10 protein-coding genes are annotated in these 14,047 nt (G+C 63.0%); 9 read left to right on the plus strand and 1 reads right to left on the minus strand.

The genetic code is table 11. The features are described from left to right. Nucleotides 1-448 precede the first annotated feature (448 nt). From BM144_RS02840 to BM144_RS02865, 6 genes are all read left to right on the plus strand, one after another. On the plus strand, nt 449-2,062 hold the full coding sequence (locus BM144_RS02840) for a cell surface protein (RefSeq protein WP_092949656.1): 1,614 nt from the start codon (nt 449-451) through the stop codon (nt 2,060-2,062). Nucleotides 2,063-2,162: 100 nt separating this feature from the next. Further along, complete coding sequence (locus BM144_RS02845) at nt 2,163-3,062, plus strand: peptidylprolyl isomerase (RefSeq protein WP_092949658.1); 900 nt, start codon at nt 2,163-2,165, stop codon at nt 3,060-3,062. Nucleotides 3,063-3,151: 89 nt separating this feature from the next. Continuing rightward, a complete protein-coding gene (locus BM144_RS02850) occupies nt 3,152-3,952 on the plus strand; it encodes an ABC transporter permease (protein ID WP_092949660.1) in 801 nt (266 codons plus the stop codon). Beyond that, nucleotides 3,949-5,226, plus strand: coding sequence for an ABC transporter ATP-binding protein (locus BM144_RS02855; protein ID WP_092949662.1), 1,278 nt, complete (start codon nt 3,949-3,951; stop codon nt 5,224-5,226). Before BM144_RS02850 ends, BM144_RS02855 begins: the two co-directional genes overlap by 4 nt. 4 nt (nt 5,227-5,230) lie before the next feature. Next, complete coding sequence (locus BM144_RS02860) at nt 5,231-6,184, plus strand: hypothetical protein (protein WP_175525928.1); 954 nt, start codon at nt 5,231-5,233, stop codon at nt 6,182-6,184. Continuing rightward, complete coding sequence (locus tag BM144_RS02865) at nt 6,181-7,038, plus strand: SAM-dependent methyltransferase (RefSeq protein ID WP_092949664.1); 858 nt, start codon at nt 6,181-6,183, stop codon at nt 7,036-7,038. Before BM144_RS02860 ends, BM144_RS02865 begins: the two co-directional genes overlap by 4 nt. Nucleotides 7,039-7,120: 82 nt before the next feature. On the opposite strand, the gene BM144_RS02870 is transcribed toward BM144_RS02865, so the two are convergent. Further along, nucleotides 7,121-11,032, minus strand: a complete 3,912-nt coding sequence (locus BM144_RS02870; RefSeq protein ID WP_092949666.1) for a methyltransferase domain-containing protein — start codon at nt 11,030-11,032, stop codon at nt 7,121-7,123. A 174-nt stretch (nt 11,033-11,206) separates the two neighbouring features. On the opposite strand from BM144_RS02870, the gene BM144_RS02875 reads away from it, so the two are divergent. The 3 genes from BM144_RS02875 to argB all read left to right on the plus strand — a co-directional run bounded on the left by BM144_RS02875 (nt 11,207) and on the right by argB (nt 14,035). After that, on the plus strand, nt 11,207-11,917 hold the full coding sequence (locus tag BM144_RS02875) for a glycosyltransferase family protein (protein WP_092949668.1): 711 nt from the start codon (nt 11,207-11,209) through the stop codon (nt 11,915-11,917). Beyond that, nucleotides 11,914-13,017 (plus strand): glycosyltransferase family 4 protein, encoded by a 1,104-nt coding sequence (locus tag BM144_RS02880; RefSeq protein WP_092949670.1) that lies wholly within the window; start codon nt 11,914-11,916, stop codon nt 13,015-13,017. The genes BM144_RS02875 and BM144_RS02880 overlap by 4 nt, the downstream gene beginning before the upstream one ends. A 127-nt stretch (nt 13,018-13,144) precedes the next feature. Beyond that, nucleotides 13,145-14,035: an acetylglutamate kinase gene (gene argB / locus BM144_RS02885; protein ID WP_092949672.1), complete on the plus strand. Its 891-nt coding sequence runs from the start codon at nt 13,145-13,147 to the stop codon at nt 14,033-14,035. The last annotated feature ends 12 nt before the right edge of the window (nt 14,036-14,047 follow it).

The following is a 14,047-nucleotide window of genomic DNA, read 5'->3' on the forward strand; positions in this document are numbered from 1 at the left end:
TCTTCTCGGCAACCCGACAGGGAGTGGTTGTTGAAGTGAGTGAGACGACTTCTGGCGTGTCCACGCCGTGTGGATGCACCAGTCCCAGGCAAGATGCTCGAATGTGTACGGATTCGGGATTTTTTGCTTGGGAATGCAGGCTTCTTTTGGTATTGTTCGGCCCCAAGGTTTGTAGAGGTCGGAGAGTGCAGACCCGCTGTTCGCCACACGTTCAGCGCAGGCTCTTCCGCATCCACAAGCCCTGCCCAAAGAATGGTCGGGCTCATCCCCAGCCGTGCTCGGGTGGGCTGTACGCGAACGAGCTGTCTTTGTACTGTTGCATTTCATCAACAGCCGAAGGTTTGGCAGATGTTCCGCAGTACAGGCCTTGAATGTGCTGTGCTACTATTCTTTGGCGTAATCAATCGTGGTAGTTGCGCTTACCAACTTTTTAACTGGAGTTCTCGATATGAAGAAAAATGTTCTGGCCCTGAGCATTGCTGCCATGATTGGTGGCCTGGGCTTCGCTGGCGCCGCATCCGCTGATGTGGTCGTTGGCGCCGCTCCGCTGACGGCTACGACTGCTACGCAGCTGTCGTTCGCCGAAGGTGGCGTGGGCCATGCACTGCTGGTGCCTTACTTCAACGCGCAAAACGGCAACATGACCGTTCTGCACGTGGTGAACACCGACACCTCCCGCGGCAAGGCCGTGAAGGTCCGTTTCCGCGGCGCTCTGAACTCTGACGACATTCTTGACTTCCAAGTCTTCATGTCGCCTGGTGACGTGTGGACTGCTGCAGTGACGGCTGGTTCCGACGGCGTTGCTCAAATCGTGACCGCTGACGGCACCTGCACGCTGCCCAAGCTGTCCAAGGGTGTGAACCAACCGTTCGTTCTGGACCGTCTGAACCCTGGCATCGCCACGGCTGACAAGGCCAACAACACGCGTGAAGGCTACGTTGAAATTTTCAACATGGCTGACATTCCTCCGACGCTGGCTGGTTCCGCTACGGTTAACCCCCTGTACACGGCTATCAAGCACGTGAACGGCGTGGCACCTTGCACCCAGACCGCTCTGGACGCAACGCTGAACAACTTCACGACCCCTGCTGCCGTGGCCGCTGCTGGCTTCGACACGCCTTCGACGGGTCTGGTGGGTGACTGGTACATCATCAACGTCGCACAAACCACGACGTTCTCCGGTGGTGCAACGGCCATCCGTGCTGAAACCGCTGGTGGCGTTCCTGCCGTCGGTAACTTCGTGCACTTCCCTCAGCTGTCCACGAACGCTCCTACGCCTGACAACTTCACGGCTGACCCGCTGTTCCGTACGCTGAACGTGTACAACGCGTCGAACGTGGCTGCAACGGGCCTGCCTAAGGTCGCTGCCGCTAACTACGACCTGCCCGACATGTCCACGCCTTACATCACCGCTGCTGGTGTTGCTGTGTCGCCTCTGGTGCAAGCCACGCGCCTGACGGACGCTCTGGCCGTGACGTCGATCTCCAACCAGTACGCCAACGATGCAAGCATCTCGGCCAAGACTGACTGGGTGTTCTCGATGCCTACCCGTCGTTACAACGTGGTTGCCAACTACGCTGCTGCTAACTCCAGCCCTGTGGACACGGCCAACATCCGTCTGTTCACCGACCTGAACGTTGACGGCACGGTGGCTACCGAGCGTTTCAACCCCAGCAACACCTCGCTGCTGGCTTCGGGCGGCGCGATCTGCGTGAGCTCCACTGGCCAAGCGTTCTACGATCGTGAAGAGCAAACGCAATCCAGCGGTGCAGTGTTCTCGCCTGGTTCCGTGACGCAAACCCGCTTCTGCGGTGAAACCAGCGTTCTGAGCTTCGCTGATGCTGGCAACTCCGTGCTGTCGGCTTCCGTTGCTCGTCAAAACCTGACGACCGGTTCGTTCACGAACGGCTGGAGCCGCGTTGCTGTGCCTAACAACAACCTGGGTCTGCCAATCCTGGGCTCTTCGTTCATCAAGCTGACGAACCCGCAAGCTTCGGCTGGCACGTCCGGTACCTACGGTATCACGTGGCCCCACCGCTTCACGCGTCCTTCCGTTCAGTAATAACGGATAGGTTGCTACGGCACTTTTCACAGAAATGTGATCCAAAAAAGGCGGGGGTCTCCCCCGCCTTTTTTTATTTTCATTGAGGGTTGACTCACACATGAAACGTTTCCCATCCCGTCTCTGCGTTGGTGCCATGCTTTCGGTACTGGCTCTGTATGCCAATGCACAAGAACCCGCGTTGATCCAAGGCCCCAATGTCACTATTGACGGTAGCGATATGCGCGCAGACTCGCTGCGTATGCCGCCGGAAATGCGGGATTCTGTGCTGTCTCGCCCCCAGACAGTGACCCAGATTGCCTCTAATCTGTATGCACGCCGGGCAATGGCCCAGCGGGCCGAAGCCAGCGGTTTGGAGAAAGACTCGGAAGTGGCAGCGGCACTGCGAATCGCTCGCGACAAGGTGCTTTCAGACGCCTACCTTGCCAAAATGGACAAGGACAAGATGCTGTCGGATTCGGTTGCCGAGGGAATCGCACGCAACATCTACAAAGCCAAGCCGGAGCGATTCAAGTCCCCTGAGCAAGTGCAGGTGCGCCATATCTTGATTGCGGGAAGTGATGCCGACGCCCGAGCGCAAATCGAGAAGATCCAACAAGAACTCAAAACGGGTGCAGATTTTGCACAGCTGGCAAAGGAACGGTCTGCGGACAAGGGCAGCGCTACCAAGGGGGGAGACCTCGGTTTCTTCGAGGCTGGCAAGATGGTGCCTGAGTTCGATAAGGCCGCCTTCGCGTTGACCAAGCCCGGCGAACTCAGTGACATCGTTCAGAGCAAATTCGGTTATCACATCCTCCAACTCCAAGGACGCCATCCGGCCAGGACCCGGACGTTCGATGAGGCAAAGGACGAATTGGTCCAGGAAGTGCGGAACAATGCCCAGCAAGAAGCGCGGGTAGCCGATGCGCAGGCTCTGCAGAAGGAAGCCAAGATCAACAAAGAAGCCATCGAAACTTTTGCAGCCGGGTACACACCCAAGCCAGCCAAAGCGGCTCCATAACGCATAAGCTTTGAGATTGCTTCAGGTGCGCGCAAGGGGAGACCCTTGCGTCTTGTTTGGCGGGTACTCCGCCATGGATTGATTTCTACATGCAGACTTTGCGGAACGAGTGGCGCGCAGTATGGAGCGCCCGCTCTTTGGTATGGGTTCTGACTTTGCGTGAGGTGGCGGCGCGCCACGCAGGCACTGCCGTCGGGATTCTCTGGCCCTATTTGCAGCCCCTGCTGACCGTTGCAGCCTATTACTTGGTTTTCGACGTCGTGTTCTCCATGCGTTTGGGCAATGGAGCACCAACGCATGCCGTAGGCACCTTCCTGGTGGTGGGGGCCCTGCCGTGGATGGCATTCTGCGACGCGGTGTCGAGGGGAATGAACAGCTTGATAGAGGCCGGTGGCATGTTGCAGAAGAACCCTCTGCCGCCAGTGCTCTTCACCACGCGTGCCGTGCTGGCCAGTGGAGTCATTTTCGTTCCCCTGCTGCTTCTGGTCGCCTTGGTCTACATGCCATTGCACGGCTTTCGTGTGGCAATGTTGGCCATGGGCCCTCTGCTAGTACTGCAGCTGCTGCTAAGCCTCTTTATCGGATATCTCCTGGCCATCCTCGCGGCTGCATTGCGCGATACGGTGCAGATCGTGGGCTTTCTTCTTTCGGTGGGTATCTATCTCACCCCCATCCTGTTTCCGCTCACCATGTTCCCTGAGAACTGGCGATGGGTTCTCTGGCTCAACCCGATGACTGCCCTTGTCATAGGCTATCAACAGGTTTTGTTGTTGGGGGAATGGCCGCCGTTGAGCGTTTGGGTGGCAGGGTCTGCCTGGCTGCTCGTCGTTGCAGCGGCTCTGAGCGTGGTGGTGAAGCGTAGCCGAGATCAATTGGTGGATTGGTTATGACTGCGTTGCAATCGTCTTCTGAAACCGTGCTGCAAGTGAGGAATGTCAGTAAAGAGTATCGCCTCTACGCATCCCCGCGCCAGCGGCTGAAATCCCTCATCACGGGACGATCCCAGCATCGCAGCCACTGGGCATTGAAGGACGTTTCGTTTGAATTGCGGCGCGGCCAATGTATCGGAGTCATCGGCGACAACGGAGCCGGCAAGAGCTCGCTGCTGAAATTGCTGGCCGGTACGCTGCAACCTTCCTTAGGCTCGATTGAGCGAGTGGGCCGTGTGACGGCTATTCTTGAACTGGGGGCGGGTTTTCATCCGGACTTCAGTGGCCGGGACAATCTCTACTTCGGCGGTAGCCTGATCGGGATCGACCGTGAGGAAATGCAGCGCCTGGAGCCCGAGATCGTCGAGTTCTGCGAATTGGGCGAGGCGTTGGATCGGCCCGTCAAGACGTACTCGTCGGGGATGGCCGTTCGGTTGGCTTTTGCGCTGGTGACGGCGGTTCAGCCCGATGTGCTCATCATCGACGAAGCGCTTGCTGTGGGCGATCAGCATTTCCAAAAGAAATGCGTAGATCGGATCATGGCTTTCAGGGATGCAGGTTGCACGATCCTGTTCTGTTCCCACAGCCCCTACCATATCCGGCACCTGTGCGATCTTGCCTTATGGCTCAAGGGGGGTCAGGTAGAGCAGTTCGGCGAAACAGAACCCGTACTTGCAGCCTACGATCTGCACACCCGCCAGCGTGATGGCGAGCAGGAAAGCTATGCCTTGCCTGATGAGGCTGTTGCGGTTGATTCTGCACTATCCGAGGCACCCGCCGCCGTTGCTTCCGTCGCGGGCCATAAAGTTGCTGCGGCCGACGCTGGCAGCGCCTGTATTCTCGCTGTGGATGTTCGCGACCTTGCCGAGCCCAAGGGAGATCGGCCCGGGGTACTGCAGAGCAATGACTTGGTCGTTTCCATCCGTGTTCGCGGCCGCGGTGAAGAGCGGCCGAACATCGGGTTCATGATTGAACAGTCTCGCGGGGTGGGTATCACTTCGTTGGCCACCCACGAGGAGGGAGCGATTCCCGTGCGGCTCGAGGACGGGTCGTGGCAGTCGGTTCTGACATTTCCCGATTTGCCGCTGCACAGCGGAGACTACGTCATCAGCGCCTACCTTTTCGACGAAACAGGGCTGGTGGTGTACGACGAGTGGTTCCAATTCCTGCACTTCCACTTTTCTTTCCCCAAGCCCTTGCCTGGATTGGTCCGCCTGCCGCATCGCTGGGAATGATCTGGTGACGACGCTGCTGAAGCGCGCTTGGTCGCGTTGGAAGAGAGAAAGCCGGGATGCGGTGGAGGTGGTGGTGCTTCCGGGACTTGCGGCACTGCTGCCGTGGCCTGTGTGCTTTCGGCTGTTTCGGCGGATGGCGCAGTGGGCCTGGCTCTACCGGGAGAGTTGCGATGCTGCTCTGGTGCAGGCCCAGGCGAAAGGGTGGAGTGGTGCGCGTTCCGCGGAATGGCTGGCCGAGCGGAGGCTGGTGACGTTGGTCGACCACGCCGATCACTATCTCTTTCGCACCCGTTCCGCGCGATGGATGGCCCGGCACATCGATGTGGAGGGCGCATGGGAGGGCCAGGGGGGCGCCGGATTGCTGCTCACCTTCCACTGGGGTGCGGGAATGTGGGCACTCTGCCATGCACACGCAGCAGGAATGCGCGGCAACATGGTGCTGGCGGCTCCCGGCGGGCGTGATTTCGATGGGCGCTGGATCTTCGGCCGCTACGTGCGTTCACGCATGCGGTCCGTGCGGATGGCGTTGGAGCGTCCGGTGATTTTTGTGCCGGGGGGCATGCCAACCTTGCGCGAAGCCTTGCAGCGGCAGGAGCAGGTCGTCGTGGTGATCGATGTACCCGAAGACCAGGTGAACGTGACGCGGATCGCGACCATTCTGGGAGAGCCGGTCAGCGTGCCAGCCGTCCTTCCTCAACTCGCCGTCGAGCGCTCCTTGCCCACCACGGTTTTCCACATGGGGATCGACCCCGATTCGGGGCGCAGGTGTCTGAAGATCGCGCCCTTGGGGGTGTTCGACGATCCGCAGTTGCTGACCGATAAAGTGTTCGAACATTTCGACGCGGTGCTCAGGCAGCGGCCTGCGGCATGGCACTTGTGGACCGAAGCCCCCCGCTTTTTCCGGGCGCGGCCCGAAGACCGGGAGAATGCAATGACTCAGAAGGCGGTGAATTCTTGAACTGGATGAATCAGTTGCGTGAGCGTTTCGTCGGCCTGCCCCACTGGGACGCCAGCCAGATCACGGATGAATGGTTCCGCGCGCATTTCGAATACGCCGCTGACGTGGTCAACCATTGGGTCGGCGACGTGCTGAACCTCCGCGAGGCCCGCCTGCTGAATTTCGGTTGTGGCGACGGCATCACGGACTTGGCGTTGGTCCTGCGGCACGGAGCTACGGGTATCCATGGCATCGATATTCGCCAGGAATATGCGAAGCTGCCCCGGATCGCGCGGGAGCAGCTCGGAATGCCGCGCCTTCCGGCCGCGCTGACGTTCGAAACCATTGCCCCCGGTGCGCCGCTGGCGGGCCGGCGTCCATTGGTGGACGGCATCATGAGTTGGTCCACGTTCGAGCATGTGCAGCGTGGGCAATTGCTGCCGATCCTGCAGGACCTCCATGCCTGCCTGCGCCCTGGGGGATATTTCTTCATCCAGATCGAGCCGCTGTTCTATTCACCTTTCGGCTCGCACTTGCGCCGGTACGACGATGTGCCGTGGCACCACCTGCTGGTGGATGAAGAGGCGCTGTGGGAGGTGATTCGTACCCACGAAGGCCCGATCGACGCCGCCGAAACCGATTTCGGTTTTGCCGACTTCGGGCCGGAGGGCTACAAGCGGTTCGTGTTCAACGAGTATCGCGCGCTGAACCGCCTGACTGCGGATGAGTTGGTCGCGCTGACTGCGGAGGCCGGATTCCACGTCGTGCGGCAGGAGCGCCGCAATGTGCAGATGGCCATCCCGGAAGCCCTGCGTGACCGGTACCCTGAAGAATTGCTGCTCAACAACGAGATATTTCTGCTCCTGGGCAAGTAAGGGGTGCGAATTTGGTAGGGAAGGCGTGCGCTGCATGCCGCCCCTTTCCGCCTCTGCCACTGGCCTTATGCCCGATGCCGCGTCAGGCCTGCAGCCAGTTTTTCACGCGCCTTTGCCAATGCGGGGGAATGCTTCGCGCCACTCCACGCAGAACGGGCAGTGAGCGAAGGTAGACGACCGCCGACAGCAATCCCGATTTCGCTGCGGCCACAGGCGTTTCCTGGGGCAGGAAGCGTTGCAGCTCATCCGGAGAACAGGGTTGGGATTGCGTGATTGCAACCATGCCTGCGAGGTAGTCACTTGCGTATTGGAAGGAAGCAGGCGACACATACCGAGGTGGTTCGGAAGGCTGCGATTCGGACAGCGCGGGAGCTTCTCCGGTAACGAAATTCCGCTCACGCACATCGTCGAACCACGCAAGCCACTGTGCCGCCGAAGCGTCCCAGGCATGCACCCAGCTCCAAGGACGTCCGGTCAGCCGTTCGCGGAATGCGCCGATGTCAGGCACGGCGACCGGCAAGCCCGCCAGCAACGCGGCGCTCAGCGTATAGCTGTAGGTTTCCGGCCATTGGGCGGGGAACCATACCAAATCAGGCTCGAGCCATTCCAGCAACCGCTGGAGGTCTTTCTCGGCGTATTCGCCATGCACCGTGAGCCGCGCCCGCGGCTGCGTTTGCAGGCTTCGATACCCATAGCCGATCAAGTGGAAATCCACCAGTGCGTCGCGTCGTGCCGCTTCCGCCGCAACGGCCTCGAGCAGATCCGCTCCCTTGATGGCGCTGAGTGCGCCGATAACGACCACTTTCAGCCGCTGGCCACCGTGAAGTGGGCGAGGTGAGGGCGCAGGAAGTGCCAGCCGGTCCGGCAGGTCGGTATGGGGCACCGCATACACCTTGGCGGTGGGAGCGAAGGCCGCGATGCGTTGCGCTGTGTCGTGGCTTGGTGCCAGCACATGGCGGGCGCCACTCAGAAGGAGCGCATTGGCATGCCGCCATTGCGCCACCGACCCGCCCAGCGGTGCCTGCATGTCGGGGGGGCAGCAGAGGCACTGCCCCGGTCCCGCTTCGCCGACGTAGCGGTGGGCGGTACCGGTCATGGAGATGTGCGTGCAGTAGCTGTAATAGTCGTGTGCCGTGAAGTCGTAGGCCACGTCCAGCAGGTGAGGGAGGTTGCGTACCTCCTGGCCGTGCCCCAGCAGGTGGTGGAAGTGCACATGGCACACGCCGAGGCGCTGGAGCATGTGGATCAGATCGTCCTGCTGGTCGTGCAGGCGGAAGGTCAGTTCGAACCCCTCCTCCTCGCGCGCCATGCGCAGCCGCACGCTGTGCCCCGGTGCGGGCGTGAGCGTCAGGAAATGGGCCTTGTCCGCCAGGTGGGCCGCCAGTTCCCGGACATGCCGTACGGTGCCACCCGCGCGATCGTGCAGGATGTTCAGCACCACCGGCCGACCGCCTTCTGCGATGCGTGCCGCATCCAGGGCCAGGCGGTGGGGCTTTGCGGGGTCCCGCTGCACGAAGGCGTGCACATCGCGGTCATAGCTGGGGTGCAGCCGGCGCAGTGTTTCCATGGCTGCGAGCTCACGCGGGCTCTTGCTGTCGCCGAAGCTCACGCCTCCGGTGTGCAGCACGAAGGTATCCAGCAGATGCAGATTGCGCCAGCCCGCCGCCTGCGCGCGCTGGCAGAAATCGTTCTCTTCGCCGTAGCCCTTGCCGAAGTGTTCCGTGTCGAACAAGCCCACCTGCTCCAGGCAATCGCGGCGGATGTACATGCAGAAACCCACGCCCGTTGGAACGTCGACCACCGCGCCGGGGTTGGTGCGCGCGCACAGCGCATCCAGCCGGGCGGTGTCGTAGCCTGGAGGCAGACCATTGTCCTTGCAGAAGAGCGGATAGCTGCAGATCGTGGCGTTGTTGGAGAAGGGCGTCACCGACGCTACCTTCGCGTCGCCATAGGCGGCTTGCCGGATGCGGTCGAGCCAGTCGTTGGCGACTTCCGTGTCGCTGTTGAGCAGCAGCACATCGTTGCTGTCGCTGAGGGCCATCCCGCGGTTCACCGTGCCGACGAAGCCCAGGTTCTCGGCGTTCTCCAGCAGCAGGATGCGCTGGTCTCCCGCAGCGCGTTCGCGCAACCAGGCGGTCACTGCGGGTTCAGGGCTCGCGTCGTTGATGACGATGAGGCGATAAGGGGTGCGACAGGCACTCGCGAGCACCGATTCCACGCAAAGCTGCGTGTCGGCCAGCCCTCGGTACACGGGCACGATGACGTCGACCAGGTGTGCCGCCGGGGTGACAGGAACCGGCACATGCTGAGCAGCCGCCTGGACCGGGCCCGGGGCGCGGCCCAGCAGCCGGTCGATTCGCATCTTGGCGTGGACGATGGGGCGTGTCGCTCGGAACACTGTGGAGCTTTCGATGGTTCTCAGGTGGTGGGCCAGGGCGCCGAAGTCGCGTTGCATGCAACCCAGCGCATGGTGGAGCCGGGTGAGGTCGCGCTGGTACTGGGACGCGCGGGACTGCAGAGCGGACCGCTGCTCCAGCAGGGTGGCGTACTCCTGCTGCAATGCCAGATGATTCGATTCCAGCAGGCGTTTCTGCTCTTCCACCGCGTTCTTCTGCTCTTCCACTGCACGTTTCTGGTCTTCCACCGCGCGTTTCTGGCCTTCGACAGCACTTTTCTCCTGGGTCAATGCCTGCCGGATCGCATCCATCTCTGCATTCAGGCGCACTTGCGTCGCATGGTTTTCGTCCTGGAGGGCGGCAATGCGTTCCTGAAGCGGCAGCACGGTGCCGGAGAGCGCGACGTAGTCGGCCGACATGGGCCAGCCCAGGTCCACCTCCAGGCTCGCGCCTTCGCCAGCACTGCCAAAGGCATCGACCGGAATGGGCAACTGCATCCAGGGGTCTTCACCGGTCAGCAGCAACAGGCTTGCCGCGGAAGCCGCCGGCATGGCCTGGAGGTCCCAGGCGATCTGCTGGTGCGGCATGCTTGCGAGCAGCGGCCGGGCATCGGGCGTGGCCTGCCAAGACCATGCGGCGCTGCCATCCGGAGCGCGGAGCGTGAGCCCGTGCAGGTGCAGGAAACCCGGCCGGTCGGCCGGATCCAGGCGCAGCTGCGTGATGGGGTCGGCGGATGCCGGCAGATCGAACCGCAGGGTTTGCCGGTGCGATCCGATCACTCCCCGGGCCGTGAGTTTGTGGTCTTCCGCGAAACCGTCGCGCGTGCCCCAGTACAACTGGGCCGTGAACAATGCCTGGGCGGGCGAGGTCTCCGCATCCGTGCCTGCAGTGTTGGCGACCACTTCGTCCGCTGGCCGCGCGATGCCGATGAACTGGTAGGCCATGGCATCCGGGGCGGCCAGCAGGTGCCGCGCCACGGCGGGAGGCAGCTTGTCGAACGCGGCGTCGAATTCAGACTCGGGCACTTCGCGCCGGATGGTGTCGATACCGTCGAGTGCCCACCGCTCTTCGCCCAGGAAACGGGCCAGCGAACGCCGGGTGAAGAAGCGCAGATGGGTGCGGTCCAGCAGGCCTTCTTCGCGGTAGCGGAATTCACCTTGCAGCAGTTCTGCCACCAGGCCGCAATAGCCCGCGTTGGGCACGGAAATCAGCAGGCGGCCTGCCGGGGCCAGAAGCTGGCGGCACTGCTCCAAGACCTGCTCGGGGCGGCGCAGATGTTCCAGCACGTCGGCGCAGACGATGTAGTCGTAGCGTTGCCCGGTAAAAACGGTAACGAGGTCGCAGGTTTCGAGGTCATCGACCACCACGCGGCGGTAGTGGGGCCGTGCGTGGACGGCTTCGGCTTCGCTCCAGGTCACGCCATCGCTGGTCGCGCCGCGGGTTTCCTTGAGATATTGCCCCAGGGCGCCGCTGCCGCAGCCCAGGTCCAGCACGGTGGCGCCTTCGTGGATCTGATCTGCCAGGACGGAAAGGGAGGTGCGTTCATCGGGTCGGATGCTGCGCAGATAGACGTGCAGATCCTCGATTGTTTGGGTCATCCCGGGATTATGACGGGCGCATGAAGTGCGCCTGCCGGGCATACGTAGCGTCCTCCTACAGGGCTGTCGGCCGAGGGAGACGACAATACCCGGTTCATGACAATAAACTCCCACACGGCTGGCGGCCTGGCGGTATCGGTCGTCAGCCACGGCCACGGCCCGCTTCTGCGCGACATGCTCCACGGCATGGCGCGCTGCTGTCGGGGCAGTGTGACCCGTGTGGTGCTGACCTTGAACATCCCCGAGCCGGTGCCTGCGCCGCCCGATGGAGCAGGATGGCCCTTCGTCCTGGAGGTGCGCAGCAACCCCGCGCCGCTGGGTTTCGGCGCCAACCACAACCGCGCTTTGGCCGGAGCCGGCGAGCCCTACGTGGGCGTCGTGAACCCGGACATCGCCTTCCTCGATGACGATCCCTTCGCCCCGCTGCGCCGCGCGGCTGCCGCGCCGGGCGTCGGTTGCGCCTACCCCGAGCAGGTGGACGGGCAGGGCGCCGTGCAGGATGCCGAGCGTGAACTGCCGACCCCGTCCGCGCTGTGGCGCAGGCGCGTGCTGAAGCGTTCGGACCGCCGGCGCGACTGGGTGAATGCGGCATTCCTGCTTTTCCCGACGGCTGCCTGGAAGGCTGCCGGTGGCTTCGACGAGCGGTATTTCATGTATTGCGAGGATGTGGATCTGTGCCTGCGACTGCGCCTGCAGGGCCTGTCCCTGGTGAAGGTGCCCGTGCGGGTGGGCCACGTGGGGCAGCGTGCGAGCCGCCGCCGCGGCGCGCACCTTGCCTGGCATATCCGGAGCCTCTTCCGGCTGTGGGCGTCGCCGGTGTATCGCCAGGCGCGAGCTTTGTTGCGTGCGGATACAGCCGAACCGCGTAGGATCGGCGCCCCATGATCTGGTTGTCTCTGGTCAGCTTTCTGGTGACGGCCCTGACCGCTGCCTGCATCGTCCGTTGGGGGCGGGGGCACGCCGCGAATTATGGCGAGGCCATGCCGCAGCGTTTCCATCTGGGCGATGTGCCCCGGCTCGGTGGCGCTGCGCTGCTGGCCGGCATGGGCGTCAGCTGGGCGCTGGGTGCGTTCCAGTCGCTCTGGCTGGGAGACCCGGGTTCGCTGCGGCTCGGCTCCTGGGTGGGCTGGTGGCTGGCGTCCCTGCTGCCCGCGGCCATCGGCGGCCTGCTCGAAGACATGACGCAACGGCTCACGGTGCGCTACCGGCTGCTGCTCACGGCGATGTCCGGTGGGGTGGCGCTGATGGTGCTCAACATGAACCTGCCCCGGCTGGGCCTGCCCTGGCTCGATGCCCATCTGGTCGAGATGCCCTGGGTGGGCATGGCCATCGTGGTGTTGGCCGTGGCGGGGCTTCCGCATGCGTTCAATATCATCGACGGCTACAACGGGCTGGCCGCGATGGTGGCGCTCATCGTCTGCCTGGCGCTGGCCCACGTGAGCCTGCAGGTGGGTGACCGCGCGCTGGCATCGCTGCTGATCTGCACGGCGGCCGCCACCATGGGGTTCCTGGTATGGAACTACCCGCGGGGGATGCTGTTCGCGGGCGACAGCGGGGCCTATATCTGGGGGGTGATGATCGCCCTCAGCAGCATCGCGCTGGTGCAGCGCAACCGCGAGGTTTCTCCGTGGTTCCCGATGCTGCTGCTGATGTATCCGGTGTGGGAGACCCTGTTCTCCAGCTACCGCAAGCTGGTGAGGGGGGTGTCGCCGGGCGTCGCCGATGCGCTGCATTTCCACCAGTTGATCTACCGCCGCATCGTGCGCGGCGTCTTCCACGACGACGAATCGCGGCGCGTGCTCATGCGCAACAACCGCACCTCGCCCTACCTGTGGGGTTTCACCATGCTCACCGTGGTGCCGGCCGTGCTCTTCTGGAGCAACACGCCCATGCTGATGGTGTTCTGCGGCCTGTTCGGCCTGACCTACGTGACGGCGTACCTGGCCATCGTGCGATTCAAGGTGCCAGCCTGGCTGCGGCACTGAGCCCCGGGCCTGGCACCCGCCCGACCCGCGCGGGTGGCCGCGCCCGACGCCGCCGCGGGTGGAGCGGGCACAATGCGGTTTTTCCAACCCCCGTGCAGCCCCTGTTTTTCACGTCGAGCGTTCCTCCATGACCGATCTGCAATCCATCGCCCCCCGGGACAAGGCCGAGATCCTGGCCCAGGCACTGCCCTACATCCGCAAGTTCCACGGCAAGACCATCGTCATCAAGTACGGCGGCAATGCCATGACCGACCCGGCGCTGCAGGCCGATTTCGCCGAGGACGTGGTGCTCCTCAAGCTGGTCGGCATGAACCCCGTGGTGGTGCACGGCGGCGGCCCGCAGATCGAGACCGCGCTCAAGCGTCTGGGCAAGCAGGGCCACTTCATCCAGGGCATGCGGGTGACCGATGCCGAAACCATGGAAGTGGTCGAGTGGGTGCTGGCCGGCGAGGTGCAGCAGGACATCGTGGGCCTGATCAACCAGGCCGGCGGCAAGGCCGTGGGCCTGACGGGGCGCGACGGCGGCCTGATCCGCGCGCGCAAGCTCAAGCTGGCCGACAAGGACGATCCGACCAAGGAGCACGACATCGGTCAGGTGGGCGACATCGTCTCCATCGATCCCAGCGTGGTCAAGGCACTGCAGGACGATGCCTTCATCCCCGTGATCAGCCCGCTGGGCTTCGGCGAGGACAACGAGAGCTTCAACATCAACGCCGACGTGGTCGCCAGCAAGCTGGCCTCGGTGCTCAAGGCCGAGAAGCTCATGATGCTCACCAACATCCCGGGCGTGCTGAACAAGGCGGGCGAGCTGATCACCGAACTCACGGCCCGCGAGATCGACGAACTGGTGGACGACGGCACCATCTCGGGCGGCATGCTGCCCAAGCTGGCCGGCGCCATCGATGCGGCCAAGAGCGGCGTCAATTCGGTGCACATCGTGGATGGCCGCGTACCCCATGCCATGCTGCTGGAGATCCTGACCGAACAGGCGTACGGCACCATGATCCGCAGCCACTGATAGGCATGGCTT

Origin of the sequence: Paracidovorax konjaci (assembly GCF_900112675.1) — a bacterium.
Taxonomy (GTDB): Bacteria; Pseudomonadota; Gammaproteobacteria; order Burkholderiales; family Burkholderiaceae_C; genus Paracidovorax; species Paracidovorax konjaci.